This window comes from Streptomyces sp. NPDC048288 (genome assembly GCF_043201555.1).
GTDB lineage: Bacteria > Actinomycetota > Actinomycetes > Streptomycetales > Streptomycetaceae > Streptomyces.
Map to the genome: position 1 here is coordinate 555,158 of NZ_JBICZD010000003.1, position 19,760 is coordinate 574,917.

The 19,760-nt window shown below is 67.5% G+C and carries 27 protein-coding genes; 2 read left to right on the forward strand and 25 right to left on the reverse strand.

Features of this window, described 5'->3' with window-relative positions; genetic code table 11:
- Window positions 1-21: 21 nt before the first annotated feature.
- Window positions 22-1,446 (reverse strand): cellulose binding domain-containing protein, encoded by a 1,425-nt coding sequence (locus ACGFZS_RS13785; RefSeq protein WP_393795240.1) that lies wholly within the window; start codon window positions 1,444-1,446, stop codon window positions 22-24.
- Between the two features lie 244 nt (window positions 1,447-1,690).
- On the opposite strand from ACGFZS_RS13785, the gene ACGFZS_RS13790 reads away from it, so the two are divergent.
- The gene (locus ACGFZS_RS13790; protein WP_393795241.1) at window positions 1,691-2,962 is read left to right on the forward strand and encodes a nucleotide sugar dehydrogenase; all 1,272 of its coding nucleotides are present in this window, start codon (window positions 1,691-1,693) and stop codon (window positions 2,960-2,962) included.
- Window positions 2,959-4,875, forward strand: coding sequence for a glycosyltransferase (locus ACGFZS_RS13795; protein ID WP_393795242.1), 1,917 nt, complete (start codon window positions 2,959-2,961; stop codon window positions 4,873-4,875). The genes ACGFZS_RS13790 and ACGFZS_RS13795 overlap by 4 nt, the downstream gene beginning before the upstream one ends.
- Window positions 4,876-4,881: 6 nt before the next feature.
- Here the strand turns inward: ACGFZS_RS13795 and ACGFZS_RS13800 are convergent, their stop codons facing one another.
- The 24 genes from ACGFZS_RS13800 to rplP form a co-directional block, all read right to left on the reverse strand.
- Window positions 4,882-6,282: a polysaccharide deacetylase family protein gene (locus ACGFZS_RS13800; RefSeq protein ID WP_393795243.1), complete on the reverse strand. Its 1,401-nt coding sequence runs from the start codon at window positions 6,280-6,282 to the stop codon at window positions 4,882-4,884.
- A gap of 567 nt (window positions 6,283-6,849) precedes the next feature.
- Window positions 6,850-7,695 carry a tRNA pseudouridine(38-40) synthase TruA gene (truA, locus tag ACGFZS_RS13805; protein WP_393795244.1) on the reverse strand — a complete coding sequence of 282 codons (846 nt, stop codon included), beginning with the start codon at window positions 7,693-7,695 and terminating at the stop codon, window positions 6,850-6,852.
- A 153-nt stretch (window positions 7,696-7,848) separates the two neighbouring features.
- Window positions 7,849-8,346: a 50S ribosomal protein L17 gene (gene rplQ, locus ACGFZS_RS13810; protein ID WP_390968769.1), complete on the reverse strand. Its 498-nt coding sequence runs from the start codon at window positions 8,344-8,346 to the stop codon at window positions 7,849-7,851.
- A gap of 86 nt (window positions 8,347-8,432) precedes the next feature.
- On the reverse strand, window positions 8,433-9,455 hold the full coding sequence (locus ACGFZS_RS13815) for a DNA-directed RNA polymerase subunit alpha (RefSeq protein ID WP_007494747.1): 1,023 nt from the start codon (window positions 9,453-9,455) through the stop codon (window positions 8,433-8,435).
- Between the two features lie 147 nt (window positions 9,456-9,602).
- On the reverse strand, window positions 9,603-10,007 hold the full coding sequence (gene rpsK / locus ACGFZS_RS13820; RefSeq protein ID WP_003956432.1) for a 30S ribosomal protein S11: 405 nt from the start codon (window positions 10,005-10,007) through the stop codon (window positions 9,603-9,605).
- Window positions 10,008-10,072: 65 nt separating this feature from the next.
- Window positions 10,073-10,453, reverse strand: a complete 381-nt coding sequence (rpsM, locus tag ACGFZS_RS13825) for a 30S ribosomal protein S13 (protein WP_031167100.1) — start codon at window positions 10,451-10,453, stop codon at window positions 10,073-10,075.
- A 194-nt stretch (window positions 10,454-10,647) separates the two neighbouring features.
- Complete coding sequence (gene rpmJ / locus ACGFZS_RS13830) at window positions 10,648-10,761, reverse strand: 50S ribosomal protein L36 (RefSeq protein WP_003998809.1); 114 nt, start codon at window positions 10,759-10,761, stop codon at window positions 10,648-10,650.
- Window positions 10,762-10,790: 29 nt separating this feature from the next.
- A complete protein-coding gene (infA, locus tag ACGFZS_RS13835) occupies window positions 10,791-11,012 on the reverse strand; it encodes a translation initiation factor IF-1 (protein ID WP_003948620.1) in 222 nt (73 codons plus the stop codon).
- Between the two features lie 265 nt (window positions 11,013-11,277).
- Window positions 11,278-12,114 (reverse strand): type I methionyl aminopeptidase, encoded by an 837-nt coding sequence (gene map, locus ACGFZS_RS13840; protein ID WP_359210608.1) that lies wholly within the window; start codon window positions 12,112-12,114, stop codon window positions 11,278-11,280.
- A gap of 130 nt (window positions 12,115-12,244) precedes the next feature.
- Window positions 12,245-12,913: an adenylate kinase gene (locus ACGFZS_RS13845; protein WP_393664396.1), complete on the reverse strand. Its 669-nt coding sequence runs from the start codon at window positions 12,911-12,913 to the stop codon at window positions 12,245-12,247.
- Window positions 12,913-14,226 carry a preprotein translocase subunit SecY gene (secY, locus tag ACGFZS_RS13850; RefSeq protein ID WP_355720048.1) on the reverse strand — a complete coding sequence of 438 codons (1,314 nt, stop codon included), beginning with the start codon at window positions 14,224-14,226 and terminating at the stop codon, window positions 12,913-12,915. The genes ACGFZS_RS13845 and secY overlap by 1 nt, the downstream gene beginning before the upstream one ends.
- A 188-nt stretch (window positions 14,227-14,414) precedes the next feature.
- Window positions 14,415-14,870, reverse strand: coding sequence for a 50S ribosomal protein L15 (rplO, locus tag ACGFZS_RS13855; RefSeq protein WP_030745257.1), 456 nt, complete (start codon window positions 14,868-14,870; stop codon window positions 14,415-14,417).
- A gap of 2 nt (window positions 14,871-14,872) precedes the next feature.
- Window positions 14,873-15,055, reverse strand: a complete 183-nt coding sequence (rpmD, locus tag ACGFZS_RS13860) for a 50S ribosomal protein L30 (protein WP_006140898.1) — start codon at window positions 15,053-15,055, stop codon at window positions 14,873-14,875.
- On the reverse strand, window positions 15,055-15,660 hold the full coding sequence (gene rpsE / locus ACGFZS_RS13865) for a 30S ribosomal protein S5 (protein ID WP_355720042.1): 606 nt from the start codon (window positions 15,658-15,660) through the stop codon (window positions 15,055-15,057). Before rpsE ends, rpmD begins: the two co-directional genes overlap by 1 nt.
- Before the next feature lie 36 nt (window positions 15,661-15,696).
- The gene (gene rplR / locus ACGFZS_RS13870; protein ID WP_355720039.1) at window positions 15,697-16,080 is read right to left on the reverse strand and encodes a 50S ribosomal protein L18; all 384 of its coding nucleotides are present in this window, start codon (window positions 16,078-16,080) and stop codon (window positions 15,697-15,699) included.
- Between the two features lie 3 nt (window positions 16,081-16,083).
- The gene (rplF, locus tag ACGFZS_RS13875) at window positions 16,084-16,623 is read right to left on the reverse strand and encodes a 50S ribosomal protein L6 (RefSeq protein WP_089099427.1); all 540 of its coding nucleotides are present in this window, start codon (window positions 16,621-16,623) and stop codon (window positions 16,084-16,086) included.
- A 24-nt stretch (window positions 16,624-16,647) separates the two neighbouring features.
- On the reverse strand, window positions 16,648-17,046 hold the full coding sequence (gene rpsH, locus ACGFZS_RS13880) for a 30S ribosomal protein S8 (RefSeq protein ID WP_089099428.1): 399 nt from the start codon (window positions 17,044-17,046) through the stop codon (window positions 16,648-16,650).
- A gap of 240 nt (window positions 17,047-17,286) precedes the next feature.
- Entirely contained in the window at window positions 17,287-17,472 is a 186-nt protein-coding gene (locus ACGFZS_RS13885; protein ID WP_003948630.1) for a type Z 30S ribosomal protein S14, read from the reverse strand.
- Window positions 17,473-17,477: 5 nt separating this feature from the next.
- Complete coding sequence (gene rplE / locus ACGFZS_RS13890; RefSeq protein ID WP_123974794.1) at window positions 17,478-18,035, reverse strand: 50S ribosomal protein L5; 558 nt, start codon at window positions 18,033-18,035, stop codon at window positions 17,478-17,480.
- Window positions 18,035-18,358, reverse strand: coding sequence for a 50S ribosomal protein L24 (gene rplX, locus ACGFZS_RS13895; protein ID WP_030967306.1), 324 nt, complete (start codon window positions 18,356-18,358; stop codon window positions 18,035-18,037). The genes rplE and rplX overlap by 1 nt, the downstream gene beginning before the upstream one ends.
- Window positions 18,359-18,360: 2 nt before the next feature.
- A complete protein-coding gene (rplN, locus tag ACGFZS_RS13900; protein ID WP_003992364.1) occupies window positions 18,361-18,729 on the reverse strand; it encodes a 50S ribosomal protein L14 in 369 nt (122 codons plus the stop codon).
- A 98-nt stretch (window positions 18,730-18,827) separates the two neighbouring features.
- Complete coding sequence (gene rpsQ / locus ACGFZS_RS13905) at window positions 18,828-19,115, reverse strand: 30S ribosomal protein S17 (RefSeq protein WP_123974795.1); 288 nt, start codon at window positions 19,113-19,115, stop codon at window positions 18,828-18,830.
- Entirely contained in the window at window positions 19,115-19,339 is a 225-nt protein-coding gene (gene rpmC, locus ACGFZS_RS13910; RefSeq protein WP_030174543.1) for a 50S ribosomal protein L29, read from the reverse strand. The genes rpsQ and rpmC overlap by 1 nt, the downstream gene beginning before the upstream one ends.
- Window positions 19,339-19,758: a 50S ribosomal protein L16 gene (gene rplP, locus ACGFZS_RS13915; RefSeq protein WP_007494765.1), complete on the reverse strand. Its 420-nt coding sequence runs from the start codon at window positions 19,756-19,758 to the stop codon at window positions 19,339-19,341. The genes rpmC and rplP overlap by 1 nt, the downstream gene beginning before the upstream one ends.
- Window positions 19,759-19,760 lie beyond the last annotated feature (2 nt).

Consider the following 19,760-nt stretch of genomic DNA (forward strand, 5'->3'; position numbering starts at 1 on the left):
GCCGCGGCGGAGGGCGGCCGCTCAGGAGGCGGAGAGCGTGTCGAAGTAGCCCAGGCCGCCGTCCCGGAAGCCCTGGGCGGCCCGCTCGGCCTCCTTCACCGTGAGCGACTCGCCGTTCTGGTAGTAGAACCAGTCGACCTTCATGTCCCAGGCGCGCTCACCGGTGAACGGCAGATCGACGAACCAGGTGTTGAAGTTGATCGCCATGTCGGCGCGCGGCGTGTAGTCGGCGCCGCTGCGGTAGAGGGTCTCGCCGTCGACGCTGTAGGTGACGGAGTCCTTGCGGACCGTGATCAGCACGGTGTGCCAGCCGGCCAGGCTCCGCATCGTCTTGTGCGTGACACGGTCACCCTCGTCGGCGTTGCGCCAGGTGGTGGTGTCCAGCTTCGGTCCGGGCGCGCCCCAGCCGCCGTTCGGCATGTACTCGTTGTCGAGTTCGCTGTACTTGTCGCCCGACCCGCCGATGGTGAAGAACGCCTGGTTGACGTGGTCGCCGTTGTCGCCGGTCGTCGGCTTGTCGGTGAAGTGGATGCGCGCGGCGTAGGTGCCGGTGCGGAACTTGGCCTCCTTGGTCCCGAGAGCGGCCTGCCGGGTGCCGGCCTTGGTGCCGTCGGTGGCGGCGCGCAGGTCGAGCACCTGCCCGCCGGCCGTCTTGTCGCCGGCCGGGAAGGAGATGCCGTCCGCCTTCCAGGTGCCGTCGATCCCGGGGCCTCCCTCACTGGTCCGCACCAGCCAGCCGTGCTTGAACAGGGCGGTGTCCTTCGGGCCGCGGTAGTCGAAGTCGTCGAAGAACCCCCCTTCCGGAGCCTGCGCCGCCGCCCTGGCCGAGGGCGTGGCCGAGGCCTCGGCCGCCTTGCCGCCGGGCTCCTCGCCCCACACCAGGGCGCCGCTGTCGTACGCGGGGATCCGGTCGGACTTCTGGTAGGTCCGCTTGGCGGCGTCGAAGGACCAGTCGCCGTCCTGGCTGACCGGTTTCTGGTCGGTCCGGTAGAGCTGGATCTCCAGGCCCCGGCTGTTCGCGCCGGGCTCCAGCGCCCCGGCCGCGCCGGTGAAGCCGAGCTCCAGGTAGTGGTCGGCCCCGTCATGGGGCGTGTCCATGGCGACCACGGTCCCGGTGAGGTTCGAGCACCCCACGGCGGCCTCCACGCAGTTGAAGGCGTACGCCGCGTCGTCGTCGGCCGTGAAGTAGTACCGCAGCGCCACCCGGCTCAGCGGCACGGACTTCTCGGAGGTGTTGAAGACCTCCAGCCACGGCCGGACCGCATCGGCCTTCGCCCCGGTCGCCGTGCGGTAGCGGACGGTGAGTTCCGGCGGGTCCGGATGGAGGTGACGCCACACCGGCTTGGCGGCCAGCCCGCCGCCCACCAGGACGGCCACCAGCAGCAGGGCCTTCAGCACTCGGCCGGCCCGGCTGGGGCGGCGGGGCTGACGGCGAGAGGACGCCACGACGAGGACTCCTTCAGGTCGGCGGAGAGGGGGGTTGGTCGAGGGCGCGGCCGACGACAGACGGAGCGACCGACGATGGCGGCCAAAGGTTGTACGAGATTCAACGTGAGAATCACGACCATGATGGATATATGCAGGACCCATGGAGACGTTGTTACGATCCTCGCTCCTGTATTCGATTGATGACTGTGCGCTTGCCATCGGAGCTCAGCGGGGGGTCGGCGCCGAGGGTGGGATTCATCAGGTGAACCGAAGATTCTCCGTCGATCTCGTGATCATCGGGCTCGGCTACGTAGGGCTGCCCCTCGCGCGGGCGGCCAGTGCCGCCGGTCTGAAGGTCGTGGGACTCGACCGCAGCGCGCCCGTCGTACAGGGGCTGAACGCGGGCTCCTCACACGTCGACGACATCAGTGACACGGACGTGCGCGGCATGCTCGACCGGGGGTTCCGCGCGGTCGCGTCGCCCGAGGTCATCGCGGACGCCGCGGCGGTCGTGATCTGCGTGCCCACGCCGCTGACCGAACACGGCGCGCCCAACCTCGCGGCGGTGGACGCCGCCGTCGCGGACATCGCGGCCCATCTGACCCCGGGCACGCTGGTCGTCCTGGAGTCCACCACGTACCCGGGCACCACCGACGAGGTGGTGCGCCCCCGCCTGGAGGCCGGCGGGCTGCGGGCGGGCACCGACTTCCACCTCGCCTTCTCTCCCGAGCGCATCGACCCGGGCAACCCGCGGTACGGCCTGGAGAACACCCCGAAGGTCGTCGGCGGCGCCACCCCGGACTGCACCAAGGCGGCCCGCGCCCTGTACGAGCGCTTCGTGGGCAGCGTGGTGGAGGCCAAGGGCACCCGCGAGGCCGAGATGGCCAAGCTCCTGGAGAACACCTACCGGCACGTGAACATCGCCCTCGTCAACGAGATGGCGATGTTCTGCCGCGAGATCGACGTCGACCTGTGGGACGCCATCCGCTGCGCCTCCAGCAAGCCGTTCGGTTTCGCGCCGTTCTACCCGGGCCCGGGCGTCGGCGGCCACTGCATCCCGATCGACCCCAACTACCTGTCGTACAAGGTGCGTTCGCTCGGCATCCCGTTCCGCTTCGTGGAGCTGGCCCAGGAGATCAACCAGCGGATGCCCGCCCATGTCGTCTCGCGCGCCGCCGACCTGCTCAACCAGCAGGGCAAGCCGATCCGCGGCTCGCGCGTCCTGCTGCTCGGCGTCACCTACAAGCCGGACATCTCCGACCAGCGGGAGTCCCCCGCCATGGACGTGGCGGAGTTGCTGCTCGAACGCGGCGCCGACCTCTCCTACTGCGATCCCCGCGTGCCCGAGTGGACCGTCGAGGGCGTCGCCGTGCCCCGCGTCGAGGACCACCTCGCGGGAGCCGAGCAGGCGGACCTGACCATCCTTCTCCAGCAGCACAGCGAGTTCGACCTCGGCCCGCTGGCCGACCACGCCCGGCTGCTGTTCGACACCCGTGGCAGGACGGCCGACCACCCCCAGGTGGTCCGGCTGTGAGCGACGGCTACGCACCCGGCGCCCTCGACAGCGACGACCGCCGTCGCCACCGGCGCAAACGGCATCTGAAGGTGTCGTACTTCGTCTTCCTCGCGATCGCCGCCGTCATCGTCACCAAGCTGGACCCGCACTCGCTGCACGCCTACTCGTTCGGCGCGCTCGGGCTGCTCACCCTGAAGATGTTCGGGGCGCTGTTCTACCGGCCCGCCAAGGCGGACCGCGAGGAGCTGCTGCTCCTGGACAACTCCTGGGTCACCGCGGTCATCCCGATCTACAACGAGGACCCGGTGATGTTCGAGCAGGGCATGCGCAGCCTCCTCGCGCAGAGCCGGCTGCCCAACGAGGTCCACATCATCGACGACTGCAGCGCGAACCCGTCCGGTATCAAGGCAGCCAAGAAGCTGCGCCGCGAGTTCGAGGCGCGCGGCGTGAAGTACACGGTCAGCGTGCAGCCCGAGAACAAGGGCAAGCGCGAGGCACTCGCCCTCGGCTTCGAGTCGGCGCCCTACTCCGACCTGTTCCTGTGCGTGGACTCCGACACCATCCTCTCCCGTGACACGGTCCGTGAGCTGCTGCTGCCCATGGCCGAGGAGAAGGTCATGGCCTCCACCGGCATGGTGCTCGCGCTCAACCACGACACCAACATCTTCACCCGGCTCCAGGACCTGCGGTACGGCAACTCGTTCCTCTTCGAACGGGCCGCCTACTCCCGGCTGAAGTCGGTCCTGTGCTGCTGCGGCGCGCTCTCGGTGTACCGCGGCACGCTGGTCCGCAAGTACCTGCCGGACTTCCTCAACCAGCAGTTCCTCGGCAAGCCCGCCGTCTTCGGCGACGACCGCCGGATGACGAACTACGCCCTGATGGAAGGGCAGGTGGTCTTCCAGGAGACGGCCGTCGGCTACACGGCCGTCCCGGAGAAGCTCCCGCACTTCCTGCGTCAGCAGGTGCGCTGGAACAAGTCCTTCTTCCGGGAGTCCCTGTGGGCCTTCAGGAACCAGAAGAAGTACCGGCCCGCCTTCTGGCTGACCTGCATGGAACTCGCGCTGTGGCTGATCTTCGGCACCGCGATGTTCTACTCGATGGTCGTCCTGCCGGCCATGCACCCCGAGCGGTTCGTCGACCACATCGGCGACTACCTGGTCTTCATGGTCCTCATGGGGTACCTGCGCAACGTCCGGTACCTCGACTTCCCGCGCCGGGGGATGGGCTTCATCAAGCGGTTCGGCATGTTCCTGCTGGCCCCGCTGTACGGCGTCATCCAGCTGCTGCTGCTCACCCCGCTGCGCTTCTACGCCCTGCTCACCCTCGGCAAGGGCACCTGGGGCACCCGCCAGGGCGGTGTCGAGGTCTCGGTCGCCGGCGGCCACGAGCAGGACGTCTCGGCGGTCTGGGAGGAAGAGGACGAGTACTCCTCCTCGCAGGTCTCCTCCACGATCGAGATGATGCGGCTGGAGGGCATCGCCCTGGCCCGCACGGCTCCGCACGCCTCCGGGCGGCACCCGGAGGCCGTCCCGGCCCAGGCCTACACCCAGCACAGCGAGGACGAGCTGCGGGAGCTGGGCCGGAGCCCCCAGCCGCCCGTCGCCTGGAACGGCGTGACACAGCAGCCGCAGCCCGTCGCCCACGATCCGTACGCCGGCCAGTACCAGCAGCAGCCCGCACAGCCGTACGGCCAGTGGCAGCAGGGCCAGGTACCGGAGCAGGGCCATGGTCAGGGGTATGTCCAGGGGCAGGGTCACGGCCAGGGTCACGGCCAGGGGCACGGCCCGGGCTACGGCGGCCAGCCGTACATCCCGCACATCCCTCAGCAGCCGCAGGCCCCCGACCACTCCCAGGGCGGGCAGTGGACCCCGGAGAACGAGACCTACGCGTCCGGACAGCAGGACGACGGCTGGTTCGGCGGCCGCCGCTGACCGAGGTCAGCTGTAGTACGCCATCGCCTCCTCGACGGTGAGCACCGTGATCCCGCGTTTCTGGATCTCCGTCATCAGCTGACGCAGACCCGCCTGGCTGATCTCGGTGCTCGCCGCCGGTGTACCCGCGACGACCTTGTGCAGGCAGAGGATGAGCCAGCCGCCGCGGGCACACCGGTCGAGCGGCCCGCCGGCACCGATCACGTTGGCCAGCGTGGTGCCGCCGACACCCGGCCCGTCGGTGACACCGGTCAGCGACTTGAGCCGGTAGGGCATGGCCGGCGCGAAACTCTCGACGGTGTCGAAGGCGATGGAGCGGGCCGTACTGAAATGGCGGCCCGCGAGCAGATCCACGGGGACGCCGTCCGTGGTCTTCTGGAACGCGCCGTGCGGATAGGCGAAGTGCTCGCTGGTGAATCCGTTTCCGACCAGCCATTCCCGGAGCCTGCGGAAATCGTCGTCCACCTGTTGTGCCGACAGTTGGGCATAGCCCGTCGCGTGCGCCGCGGTGGCATACGCGTGTCCGGCCATTTCCCAGCCGGAAGAGTCCTGGAGAGAGCGCATCTTCCCGAGGTCCAGGCAGGAGGCGGTGCCCACCGCGTCCGCGATGTTGTAGACCGTGCCCGGCATTCCGTAGGGGTCCATGACGGGCCGGGCGAGGTCGTGAACGGACACGTGCGAGTCGTCGAACGTGACGGACACCGCGCCTCGGGGGAACACGGTGGTGGTGGCGGGCACCAGCTCGATCGCCTGCAGGTGGTACGTCACGGGCGCCGCCGCGTCGTCGTACACGGCGAAGGACATGTCGGTGAAGCCCGACCGTACCGACGGTTCGCCCTGCGCGGAGAGCGAGTACGAGCCGGAGGCGGTGGTGACGTCGGACCACTGCAGGTTGACGGTCACCCACTCCCCGGACTGGACGTAGTTGGCCGCGGTCACCGAATGGGTGTGCAACCGCCAGCCGAAGGCGTTCTTCAGCCCGTCGGTGCCCAGGTAGAAGGCCACTCTGCTGAGATGGGTGACGTCCGCGACCCGGAAGACGAGCCTGATCATCCTGGCGCCGAGGTCCAGGGCGTCCATCCCGGTCCTGCGGACGTACGACTGGACGCCGCTGCCCGCGGTCGTCACGCGGATCGACTGGCTGCCGCGGGTGAAGACCGCGGTGTCACCCGGGTTCGCCGAGGCGGTGCCCGCGCCCCCCGCCGACCAGCCGTGCCCCGGCTGGAACTGCTGGCTCCAGCTCGCCCGGCGAAAGCGCGGCCGCCTTCCGCTCGGGGCGTACGGCGGTGCCGCCAGAGCGTCGAGAGGGGCCGCGCTCGCGGTGACCGGCAGGCCCGCCGCACCCGCCCCGCCGGCCGCGGCCAGACCGCCGAGACCCGCGAAACGCAGCGCGGAACGCCGGTCCACAGAAACGGAATTCCATATTCTCGTACGCAATGCGACCCCCACTCGACACGACGTTCACCTCGGACACAGTTATGCCCCAACGCCCCGCCCTTGCGCAGCCGTTCGTAATCCATGTGTTCAAAGTGGCTGTAGTGACAGTTAAATCGCGTTGATCGGCGGGGATGATTCGCGCGGCCCGCGCCAGGGAATCCCGTCTCCCCGCCGAGTCCTCGTAAGCCCCCGGGGGGCTGTGGCCACCTCGGGGAACGTCTCGACGACGTTCCCCGCCCACGTGGGCGAGACGGCCCACACCATCGAGATCACCGGCGGCGACGGACAGCGGGCCCGGCCCGGCGCGTCCTTCGCCGAGCCGCTGAGCGACGCGGACGGCGCCCCGGTGTTCAAGGGCAAGGAGCGGACGGTGAACGTGACCACGGACACCGACGGCGAGGCGTCGGCCCCCGAACTGGTCGCCGGTTCACGCTCAAGGTCACCGCGGCCGACGAGGCCTCCCCGGCGCCGGGGGCATCGGCACCCTCGCCGCGGCGGCCCTGGCCGAAGGAGGCTCCACGGCCCGTGGAGCCTCCTTCAGTGCACCTGCCCCCGCACCCGGCGGGCCTGCCGCTGCCGCTCCGCGAGCTGGTCGTCGGCCGGGTACGCGACCTCCTCCAACGTCAGCCCGTGCGGTCGTACGACATGCACGGCGCTGTCCCGCACCCCCGCGTCCAGCACCTTCCGCGGCCACTCCACGCCCCGGTGCCCGTCCCCCACGAACAGCAGCGCGCCGACCATCGACCGCACCTGGTTGTGGCAGAACGCGTCGGCCCGGACCTCGATCTCGACGACCCCGTCCGCGGTACGGCGCACCCCGAAGTCGAAGATCTCCCGGACGGTCGAGGCACCCTCCCGCTTCTTCGCGTACGCCGCGAAGTCGTGCTCCCCGACGAGTGACTTCGCGGCCGCGTCCATGACGTCGACGTCCAGCTCCCAGTCGTGCCACAGCACATGGTTGCGCAGCAGCGGGTCCACACCGCCCGGCCGGTCCCCGACCCGGTACACGTACCGCCGCCACAGCGCCGCGAACCGCGCGTTGAACCCCGCCGGCGCCTCACCCAGCGACCACACCCGCACATCCTTGGGCAGCCGCCCGGCCAGCCGCTTCAGCAGCTTCTCCCGCTGCTCCTCCCACACCCCGGCCGGCAGATCGACATGCGCCACCTGCCCCCGCGCGTGCACCCCGGCATCCGTGCGCCCGGCCACCGTCAGCTCGTACACCGTGTCCTGCGACCGCGTGACGACCCGCAGCGCGTCCTCGATCTCCCCCTGCACGGTCCGCTTCCCACCGGCCTGCTTGGCCCAGCCGTGGAAGTGGGACCCGTCGTACGACAGGTCGAGACGGACACGAACATGACCGGGCTGCGCTTCGTCACTCACGGAAGAATCCTCTCAGGCACGAAAAAAGTGGGCCCGCCCCTCGAAAGGAACGGACCCACTCACGCGCCCCGTCAGGAGCGCGGGACTGCATCCGATATGCGGCTCCGCCGCGCGGGCGCGACCAGCCACGACGGACCGGCAGCCAAGGACGGCTTACGCCTCCTTGGTCTCCTCGGCAGCCTCGGTCTCCTCGACCTCGTCGACCTTGGTCTCCTCGACCTTGGTCTCCTCGGCCTCCTTGACCGCACGCTTGGTGGCGGCCTCGGCCTCGCCGGTGGCCTGCTGCGCGACCGTCAGCGCCTCGACCAGCTCGATGACAGCCATGGGCGCGTTGTCGCCACGGCGGTTACCGATCTTGGTGATACGGGTGTAGCCACCCGGACGGTTCTCGTAGCGCGGGCCGATCTCGGTGAAGAGCGTGTGCACGATGCTCTTGTCCGTGATGACCTGGAGCACCTGACGGCGGTTGTGAAGGTCGCCCTTCTTCGCCTTGGTGACCAGACGCTCGGCGTACGGGCGCAGGCGGCGGGCCTTCGCCTCGGTGGTGGTGATCCGGCCGTGCTCGAACAGCGACTTCGCGAGGTTCGCGAGGAGCAGCTTCTCGTGCGCGGCGCTGCCGCCCAGACGGGCACCCTTGGTGGGCTTCGGCATTGTTCTTCTCCTGTGTGTCTGCCCCGGCCGTGTCAGGTACCGGGGTCAGGAACCCGATGAGCGGCTGCCCATCGGCATACGACCGATCAGTACTGCTCGGTCTCCACGAAACCCGCGTCCGCGTCGTCGTCGGCGCCGAAGGCGTCGGCGGCGGCCGTGGGGTCGAATCCGGGCGGGCTGTCCTTGAGGGCCAGGCCCATGCCGGCCAGCTTCGCCTTGACCTCGTCGATGGACTTCGCACCGAAGTTGCGGATGTCCAGCAGGTCCGCCTCGGAACGCGCCACGAGCTCACCCACGGAGTGGATGCCCTCGCGCTTGAGGCAGTTGTAGGAACGGACGGTCAGCTCGAGCTCCTCGATCGGGAGCGCGAGGTCGGCCGCCAGCGCCGCGTCCGTGGGGGACGGGCCCATGTCGATGCCCTCGGCGTCGATGTTCAGCTCGCGGGCGAGACCGAACAGCTCCACCAGGGTCTTGCCGGCCGACGCCATGGCATCACGCGGCCGCATGGCCTGCTTCGTCTCGACGTCGACGATCAGCTTGTCGAAGTCGGTCCGCTGCTCGACACGCGTGGCCTCGACCTTGTACGTCACCTTCAGCACGGGGCTGTAGATGGAGTCGACCGGAATCCGGCCGATCTCCTGGCCCACCTGCTTGTTCTGCACGGCGGAGACGTAGCCGCGGCCGCGCTCGACCGTCAGCTCCATCTCCAGCTTGCCCTTGCCGTTGAGCGTGGCCAGGACCAGATCGGGGTTGTGCACCTCGACACCGGCCGGGGGCGCGATGTCGGCGGCGGTGACCAGACCCGGACCCTGCTTGCGCAGGTACATCACGACCGGCTCGTCGTGCTCCGAGGAGACGACCAGCTGCTTGATGTTGAGGATCAGGTCGGTGACATCCTCCTTGACGCCCGGCACGGTGGTGAACTCGTGCAGCACGCCGTCGATCCGGATGCTGGTGACAGCAGCACCGGGAATCGAGGACAGGAGGGTACGGCGAAGGGAGTTGCCGAGGGTGTAGCCGAAGCCCGGCTCCAGCGGCTCGATCACGAACCGGGAGCGGAATTCGTCGACGACCTCTTCGGCCAACGAGGGACGCTGAGCGATCAGCATGTGTGGATCAGATCCTTCTTTCGTGGACGCCCGCTATTTGACGTCCTACGGGTCCGCGCCGCATACACACAGCACGGGGTACTGCAAGGGTACGGGCGGTACGCCCCTTACGGAGCCGTACCGCCCGGGCAGCCCTGCGAAGCGACGTCAGACGCGACGGCGCTTCGGCGGACGGCAGCCGTTGTGCGGGGTCGGGGTGACGTCCTGGATGGAGCCGACCTCGAGGCCCGTGGCCTGCAGGGAGCGGATCGCGGTCTCACGACCGGAACCCGGGCCCTTCACGAACACGTCGACCTTGCGCATGCCGTGCTCCTGGGCGCGGCGGGCAGCCGACTCGGCGGCCATCTGCGCGGCGAACGGCGTGGACTTCCGGGAGCCCTTGAAGCCGACGTGGCCGGCGGAGGCCCAGGAGATCACGTTGCCGGACGGGTCCGTGATCGAGACGATCGTGTTGTTGAACGTGCTCTTGATGTGCGCGTGGCCGTGAGCGACGTTCTTCTTTTCCTTGCGGCGCACCTTCTTGGCAGCGCCCTGACGACCCTTGGGGGGCATCTACTAACTCCTACGGGAGGTGGTCGGTCCTACAGCGAAGACCGTGGACAGAGGTCCGCTGCGGACTACTTCTTGCCCGGCTTCTTCTTGCCGGCGATGGCGCGACGCGGGCCCTTGCGGGTGCGGGCGTTCGTGCTGGTGCGCTGACCGCGGACGGGCAGACCGCGACGGTGACGCAGACCCTGGTAGCAGCCGATCTCGACCTTGCGGCGGATGTCGGCCTGGATCTCGCGACGGAGGTCACCCTCGGTCTTGATGTTGTTGTCGACGTACTCGCGGATGGCGACCAGCTGCTCTTCGGTCAGGTCGCGAACACGGGTGTTCGGGTCGATACCGGTCTCGGCCAGCGTCTGCTGGGAGAGCGTCCGGCCGATGCCGAACACGTAGGTGAGGGCGACCTCCACGCGCTTTTCGCGCGGGATGTCAACACCGGAAACGCGTGCCACTTCAATGGCTCCTGGTGATCTTCGGAGGTCTTCCGCAGAACCGGTTCCCAGCCGCCGTACCAGGTACGAACTGGGTCCCCGGCCTCCGAACCGGGGGTGTCAGGCGCCTTCGGCACCTGGGTCCTGCGTATGAACAAATTCAGCTCGCGTCGCGCGAATCTCTGCGATGTCGATGCAGAGGGATCGGTCGTGCGTCAGCCCTGGCGCTGCTTGTGGCGCGGGTTCTCGCAAATGACCATGACCCGACCGTGACGGCGGATCACCCTGCACTTGTCGCAGATCTTCTTGACGCTCGGCTTGACCTTCATGGGATTGAGGTTCTCCGAGTCAGAGGGATCTACTTGTAGCGGTAGACGATCCGGCCACGCGTCAGGTCGTACGGAGACAGCTCCACCACGACCCGGTCGTCAGGGAGGATGCGGATGTAGTGCATACGCATCTTGCCGCTGATGTGTGCCAGGACCTGGTGGCCGTTCTGGAGCTCGACCTTGAACATGGCGTTCGGAAGAGACTCGACGACAGTGCCCTCGATCTCGATGGCACCTTGCTTCTTGGCCACGCTTCGCCCTTCGAATCGACTACCTTGATCGACTCCCGCACTTCCCCTCTCGGGGGCATGCGGACATGCGGGTGCACGAGAGCCGACGAGTCAGTCTACGTCAGCACACCCGGAAAGACGAATCGAGAAAGCCTGCCCCATACGGCAGATCATTAAGCGCGCCCCGCTGAAGCGCCCCGTCAGGGGCGCTGGGGGTACCCCCGGCCGAAGGCTGGGGGAGGAACTGCGCGACGAGCCCCCACCGGCCCGCGGCATCAAAAGTTGCTCAGCCCAGCGGATCCGGCGCAGCCGTGATCCCCAGCTCGGCCAGCTTGGCCCTGCCTCCGTCGGGCGCCGTCAGCACAAGCGGCCCGGCCTCGGTCAGTGCAACGCTGTGCTCCCAGTGCGACGACCACGTCCCGTCCGTCGTGATGACGGTCCAGTCGTCCTCCAGGACCTCCGTCCGCGGCGTCCCCAGCGACACCATCGGCTCGATGGCCAGGCAGAACCCGGGCACCAGCTTCGGCCCCTTGCCGCGCCGCCGGTCGACGTAGTTCAGCAGGTGCGGGTCCATGTGCATCTCGGTGCCGATGCCGTGGCCGCCGTAGTCCTCGATGATCCCGTACTTGCCGCCGCCCGGCTTCGGCTGCCGGCGGATGTACGTCTCGATCGCCCGGGACACGTCCACCAGGCGGCTGCCCTGCTTCATCGCCGCGATGCCGGCCCACATCGACTCCTCGGTCACCCGGGAGAGCTCGATCAGCTCCGGAGCGTGGCCGGAGCCCACGAACGCGGTGTACGCCGCGTCGCCGTGCCAGCCGTCGACGATCGCTCCGCAGTCGATGGAGATGATGTCGCCGTCCTTGAGAACGACGTCCTCCGAGGGGATGCCGTGGACGACCACGTCGTTGACGGACGTGCAGATGGTGGCCGGGAAGCCGCCGTAGCCGAGGAAGTTCGACTTGGCACCGTGCTCGGCGAGGACCTTGCGGGCCACCTCGTCCAGGTCCTTGGTGCTGGCCCCGGGGACCGCGGCGGTACGCGTCGCCGCGTGGATGGCGGCGACGACCAGGCCCGCCGCCCGCATTCTGGCGATCTGCTCGGAGGTCTTGATCTGCACCATGGGGGGCCTGCGCTCTCCGTCACTCACGTCAACGTCAACCGGATACCTGGACAACAGTACGGCCGCGGCGCCCTGGGGTCCCCCCGGACCTGATCCGGGGGAGGGCACCGCGGCCGGAACCGCCGTGGAACTACTTCTCGTCGTCCTCGTCGTCACGCCCCAGCGCGTCCAGTGCGCGCTGGGTGACCTCGTCGACCGGGCCCAGGGCGGAGATCGTGGCGACCAGGCCCTGCGCCTTGTAGTAGTCGATGATGGGCTCGGTCTGCGTGTGGTAGACCTCGAGCCGCGTGCGGACGGTGTCCTCGGAGTCGTCGTCACGCTGGTAGAGCTCGCCGCCGCAGATGTCGCAGACACCCTCGGTCTTCGGCGGGCTGTACGTCACGTGGAAGACGTGGTCCGCCTTGTTGCGGCACAGCCGGCGGCCGGCGATCCGCTTGACGACCTCGTCCTCCGGAACCTCGAGGTCGAGCACCGCGTCCAGCTTGATCGTCTCGGCCTTCAGCAGCTCGTCGAGCGCCTCGGCCTGCGAGACGTTGCGCGGGAAGCCGTCGAGCAGGAAGCCGCCGGCGGCATCCTCCTGCTCCATGCGGTCCTTGGCCATCGCGATGGTCACCTCGTCGGGGACGAGGTTGCCGGCGTCCATGTAGGACTTCGCGAGTTTCCCGAGCTCCGTCTGCTGGCTGATGTTGGCGCGGAACAGGTCGCCCGTGGAGATGTGCGGGATCTTCAGCTCCTTGGCAAGGCGAACGGCTTGCGTTCCCTTACCGGCGCCAGGCGGCCCGACGAGGACGATTCGCATCAGCGGAGGAACCCTTCGTAATTGCGCTGCTGAAGCTGGCTCTCGATCTGCTTCACCGTTTCGAGGCCCACACCCACGATGATCAGGATGCTGGTGCCACCGAACGGGAAGTTCTGGCTTGCCCCAAAGCCAACCAACGCCATCGTCGGCACGAGAGCGATCAGGCCCAGATACAGCGAACCCGGCCAGGTGATCCGGTTGAGCACGTACGAGAGGTACTCAGCGGTCGGTCGGCCAGCCCGGATGCCCGGGATGAAGCCACCATACTTCTTCATGTTGTCGGCTACTTCTTCGGGGTTGAAGGAGATGGCGACGTAGAAGAACGCGAAGAAAACGATCAGCAAGAAGTACAGGGTGATGTAGATCGGGTGGTCACCCTTGGTGAGGTTCGTGCTGATCCACTGCTTCCAGCCCGAGTTGCCGCCGGCGAACTGTGCCACGAGCGCCGGGATGTACAGCAGCGACGAGGCGAAGATGACCGGGATCACACCGGCCTGGTTCACCTTGAGCGGGATGTAGGTGGACGTACCGCCGTAGGAACGGCGGCCGATCATGCGCTTCGCGTACTGGACCGGGATCCGGCGCTGGGCCTGCTCGACGAAGACCACCAGGGCGACCATGATCAGGCCGACCGCGATGACCGTGCCGAACTCGATCCAGCCGTCGGCCAGGGTGCCCGACTTCTTGATGGCCCACAGCGCGGACGGGAAGGTCGCGGCGATCGAGATGAACATCAGGATCGACATGCCGTTGCCGATGCCGCGGTCGGTGATGAGCTCACCGAGCCACATGACGACGGCCGTACCGGCGGTCATGCAGATGACCATCGTGATGGTGGTGAAGATCGCCTGGTCCGGGACGATGCTGGAGGCGACCGTGCAGCCGGAGAAGAGGGCGCCGCTGCGCGCGGTGGCGACCAGTCCGGTGCCCTGCAGGATGGCGAGCGCCACCGTCAGGTAACGGGTGTACTGCGTGATCTTCGCCGTTCCCGCCTGGCCCTCCTTCTTCAGGGCCTCCAGGCGCGGGATGACCACGGTCAGCAGCTGAAGGATGATGCTGGCCGTGATGTACGGCATGATGCCGAGCGCGAAGATCGTGATCTGGAGCAGCGCGCCGCCGCTGAACATGTTGACGAGACCGAACAGGCCCTGGTTGCCGGAGGCCTCGTTCACACACGTCTGGACGGCCTTGTAGTTGACGCCGGGGATCGGGATATGGGTGCCGACCCGGTACACCACGATGATCCCGAGCGTGAAGAGCAGTTTCTTGCGCAGGTCGGGCGTCCTGAACGCCCGGGCGAACGCGGTGAGCACGGTGCCTCCTGCGACCCCCGCGCAACTGCGTCAAGGGTGACGGTCTGAGGTTCGACGAATAGAAAAAGAGAACAGCGCTGGCCACCTTACCGGCGACCACGCCCCCCTAGGAACGACCAACCGGGGATACCCCATTGTGAGGTATCCCCGGTCGGGAGTTGCTTACGTCATCGAGACGTCCGAGAGACTCAGACGAGCTCGGTGACGGTGCCGCCGGCAGCGGTGATCTTCTCCTTGGCGGAGCCGGAGACGGCGTCGACCGTCACCTGCAGCGCCACGGAGACCTCACCCTGGCCGAGGACCTTGACGAGGCTGTTCTTGCGAACGGCACCCTTGGCGACGAGACCCTCGACGGTGACCTCGCCACCCTCCGGGTACAGCGCGGCCAGCTTGTCGAGGTTCACGACCTGGTACTCGGTCTTGAACGGGTTCTTGAAGCCCTTCAGCTTCGGGAGACGCATGTGGAGGGGCATCTGGCCACCCTCGAAGCGCTCCGGAACCTGGTAACGGGCCTTCGTACCCTTGGTACCACGACCGGCCGTCTTACCCTTCGACGCCTCACCACGACCGACACGGGTCTTCGCGGTCTTGGCGCCGGGGGCCGGACGGAGGTTGTGGATCTTGAGCGGGTTCTGCTCCGCCATGATCAGTCGACCTCCTCGACCGACACGAGGTGGCGGACGGTGTGCACCATGCCGCGGAACTCGGGGCGGTCCTCCTTGACGACCTGCGTGTTGATGCCCTTGAGACCAAGGGAACGCAGGGTGTCACGGTGGTTCTGCTTGCTGCCGATGTAGGACTTGACCTGCGTGATCTTCAGCTGCGCCATCACGCACCCACTCCGGCGCGGGCACGCAGCAGAGCCGCGGGCGCGACGTCCTCGAGCGGCAGGCCACGGCGGGCCGCGACCTCCTCGGGACGCTGCAGGCCCTTCAGGGCCGCCACGGTCGCGTGCACGATGTTGATCGCGTTGTCGGAGCCGAGCGACTTCGACAGGATGTCGTGGATACCGGCGCACTCGAGCACGGCACGCACCGGACCACCGGCGATAACACCGGTACCCGGGGACGCGGGCTTGAGCAGCACGACGCCGGCAGCCTTCTCACCCTGGATCGGGTGCGGGATGGTGCCCTGGATACGGGGGACCTTGAAGAAGTGCTTCTTGGCCTCCTCAACGCCCTTGGCGATGGCGGCCGGCACCTCCTTGGCCTTGCCGTAACCGACACCCACGGTGCCGTCACCGTCGCCCACCACGACCAGCGCGGTGAAGCTGAAGCGACGACCACCCTTCACAACCTTGGCGACGCGGTTGATCGCGACGACGCGCTCAACGTACGCGGTCTTCTCGGCGGCAGCAGCGCCGCCGTCACGGCCCTTCCGGTCCCGCCGCTCGCCGCCACCGGCACCGCTTCCGCGGCGCTGGGGTCCAGCCATTGGATTACCTCTCTCTTTCCGCTAGCTACAAGCGGCTCAGAACTTGAGCCCGGCCTCGCGGGCGGCGTCCGCCAGGGCGGCGATGCGCCCGGCGTACTGGTTGCCACCACGGTCGAACACCACGGCCTCGACACCGGCGGCCTTGGCACGCTCGGCGACCAGGGCGCCGACCTGCTTGGCCTGCGAGGACTTGTCGCCCTCGCCACCACGGACCGACACGTCCAGAGTGGACGCGGAAGCCAGGGTGTGGCCCTTCAGGTCGTCGATCACCTGCGCCACGATGTGGCGGTTGGAGCGGGTAACGACCAGACGGGGACGCTCCGCCGTACCGGAAATGTTCTTGCGGATCCGGATGTGGCGGCGCTTGATCGCGGCGCGCTTGTAGGCGTCGCCCTTGAGGATCTTCTGTCCGTATGCCATGGCTTACTTACCCGCCTTTCCGACCTTGCGGCGGATGACTTCGCCCTCGTACTTGACGCCCTTGGCCTTGTACGGGTCGGGCTTGCGCAGCTTGCGGATGTTGGCCGCGACCTCGCCGACCTTCTGCTTGTCGATGCCCTCGACCGAGAAACGGGTCGGAGCCTCGACCTTGAAGGTGATGCCCTCGGGGGCCTCGACCAGGATCGGGTGGCTGTAACCGAGCGCGAACTCGAGGTTCGAACCCTTGGCGGTCACGCGGTAACCGACACCGCTGATTTCGAGCTTCTTCACGTAACCCTGGGTCACGCCGGTGATCATGTTCGCCACCAGCGTGCGGGACAGGCCGTGCAGGGCCTTGCTCTGACGCTCGTCGTTGGGGCGGGTCACCGCGAGAGTGCCGTCCTCGCCCTTGGCGATGTCGATCGGAGCCACGATGGTGTGGGTCAGCTCGCCCTTGGGGCCCTTGACCTGCACCGTGCGGCCGTCGATGGTGACGTCCACGCCGGCGGGAACCGCGATGGGGAGCTTGCCGATACGCGACATAGCTGTTTCCTCCGTTCCCTTCTGCTACCAGACGTAGGCGAGGACTTCCCCACCCACGCCCTTCTTGCCGGCCTGCTTGTCGGTGAGGAGCCCGTGCGACGTGGAGATGATCGCCACGCCGAGGCCGCCCAGCACCTTCGGCAGGGAGGTGGACTTCGCGTACACCCGGAGACCGGGCTTGGAGATCCGCTTGATGCCCGCGATGGAGCGCTCACGGTTGGGACCGAACTTCAGGTCCAGGACGAGGTTCTTGCCGACCTCGGCGTCCTCGACCTTCCAGCCCGTGATGAAGCCCTCCTGCTGGAGGATCTCCGCGATGTGAGACTTGATCTTGGACGCCGGCATCGTCACGGAGTCGTGGTATGCCGAGTTCGCGTTCCGCAGACGCGTAAGCATGTCTGCGATCGGATCAGTCATGGTCATGAATTGGCCTTCGGCCTCTCTCGCCGGGGTTTCCTGGTGCGCCATCCCTCTCCCCGATCCGAGACGGGACGGGTGCGGCGCGGTGGACCTACGGCGTAGTAAGCAAACATTTGTGGGCCCTGCCCACGGGCGTACGGGCGACCGTCAGGCGCCCAACCCTCCAAGCCTAAGCCATGGAGAGCGGGGCACCTGACACGCCCATTGCTTACCGAGAGCTTCCGGAATCCCTAAAAGCGGGGATTACCAGGAGCTCTTGGTCACGCCCGGCAGCTCGCCACGGTGAGCCATCTCACGAAGGCACACGCGGCACAGGCCGAACTTGCGGTACACGGAGTGCGGACGGCCGCAGCGCTGGCAGCGCGTGTAGCCACGCACACCGAACTTGGGCTTGCGGGCGGCCTTGGCAATCAGAGCCTTCTTCGCCATCTCGCTCACGCCTCCTTGAACGGGAAGCCGAGGTGACGAAGGAGCGCGCGGCCCTCAGCGTCGTTGGTCGCCGTGGTGACCACGGTGATGTCCATGCCCCGGGTACGGTCGATCTTGTCCTGGTCGATCTCGTGGAACATGACCTGCTCCGTGAGACCGAAGGTGTAGTTGCCACGGCCGTCGAACTGCTTGGGGGACAGACCACGGAAGTCGCGGATGCGCGGGAGCGCGAGCGACAGGGTGCGGTCCAGGAACTCCCACATGCGGTCGCCACGGAGCGTGACGTGGGCACCGATCGGCTGGCCCTCACGCAGCTTGAACTGCGCGATGGACTTGCGGGCCTTGGTGACCTGCGGCTTCTGACCGGTGATGGTGGTCAGGTCGCGGATCGCGCCCTCGATCAGCTTCGAGTCACGGGCGGCGTCGCCGACACCCATGTTGACCACGATCTTGACGAGGCCGGGGATCTGCATGACGTTCTCGTACTTGAACTCGTCACGCATCTTGCCCGCGATCTCCTCGCGGTACTTCAGCTTCAGACGCGGAGCAGTGGTGGTAGCCATCAGATGTCCTCACCCGTCCGCTTGGCAACGCGGATCTTGTTGCCTTCGTCGTCGAAGCGGTAACCGACACGCGTGACGACCTTGTTGCCGTCCTTCTCAACGACCAGCTGGACGTTGGAGACGTGGACGGGCGCCTCGGTCGTGACGATGCCGCCGGCCTGGGAACCGCGAGCGGTCGGGCCGGCCTTGGTGTGCTTCTTGACCCGGTTGACACCCTCGACCAGGACACGGTCCTCGCGGGGGTAGGCCGCGATGACCTTGCCCTGCTTGCCCTTGTCCTTGCCGGTGATGACCTGGACCAGGTCGCCCTTCTTGATCTTCATGCTTACAGCACCTCCGGAGCCAGCGAGATGATCTTCATGAACTTCTTCTCGCGCAGCTCACGCCCGACCGGGCCGAAGATGCGGGTGCCGCGAGGGTCGCCGTCGTTCTTCAGAATGACGGCGGCGTTCTCGTCGAAGCGGATGTACGAGCCGTCCGGACGGCGGCGCTCCTTGACGGTGCGAACGATGACCGCCTTGATGACGTCACCCTTCTTCACGTTGCCGCCGGGGATCGCGTCCTTGACGGTGGCGACGATGACGTCACCGATGCCCGCGTAGCGGCGACCGGAGCCACCGAGCACACGGATGCAAAGGATCTCCTTCGCACCAGTGTTGTCGGCGACGCGCAGTCGCGACTCCTGCTGGATCACGTCTATCTCCTGTGTGTCTGCCGGTTCCCGGCAGGGGTCCTGTTACGGAACCCCTGCCGAGCCTGGCGGAACTGTCCTGCGGGTTTGCCCGCAGGAAATTACTTGGCCTTCTCGAGGATCTCGACGACGCGCCAGCGCTTGGTCGCCGACAGCGGACGGGTCTCCATCAGGAGAACCCGGTCGCCGACGCCGGCAGCGTTCTGCTCGTCGTGCGCCTTGAGCTTGTTCGTACGGCGGATGACCTTGCCGTACAGCGCGTGCTTGACGCGGTCCTCGACGGCGACGACGACGGTCTTGTCCATCTTGTCGCTGACGACGAGACCCTCACGGGTCTTGCGGAAGCTGTCGCGCGCCGCAGTGTTCTCAGTCACGTTGCTCTCGCTCATCAGGCGCTCTCCACCGTCTCGATGCCCAGCTCGCGCTCACGCATCAGGGTGTAGATCCGCGCGATGTCCTTACGGACGGCCTTGAGCCGACCGTGGTTCTCGAGCTGACCCGTCGCCGCCTGGAAGCGGAGGTTGAACAGCTCTTCCTTGGCCTCGCGGAGCTTGCCCAGAAGCTCCTCGTTGCCCAGCTCGCGCAGCTCGGACGCCTTGGTACCGGCCGACATCACGCTTCACCTGCCTCGCGCTTGACGATCCGGCACTTCATCGGCAGCTTGTGGGCTGCGCGGGTGAGGGCCTCACGGGCGATCTTCTCGTTGGGGTACGACAGCTCGAACATCACGCGTCCGGGCTTGACGTTGGCGATCCACCACTCCGGGGAACCCTTACCGGAACCCATGCGGGTCTCGGCGGGCTTCTTGGTGAGGGGACGGTCCGGGTAGATGTTGATCCAGACCTTGCCACCACGCTTGATGTGACGCGTCATGGCGATACGAGCGGCCTCGATCTGACGGTTCGTCACGTAGGCCGGGGTGAGCGCCTGGATGCCGTACTCGCCGAACGCAACCGTCGTGCCACCCTTGGCAGCGCCGCTGCGTCCCGGGTGGTGCTGCTTGCGGTGCTTGACCCTACGGGGGATCAGCATGT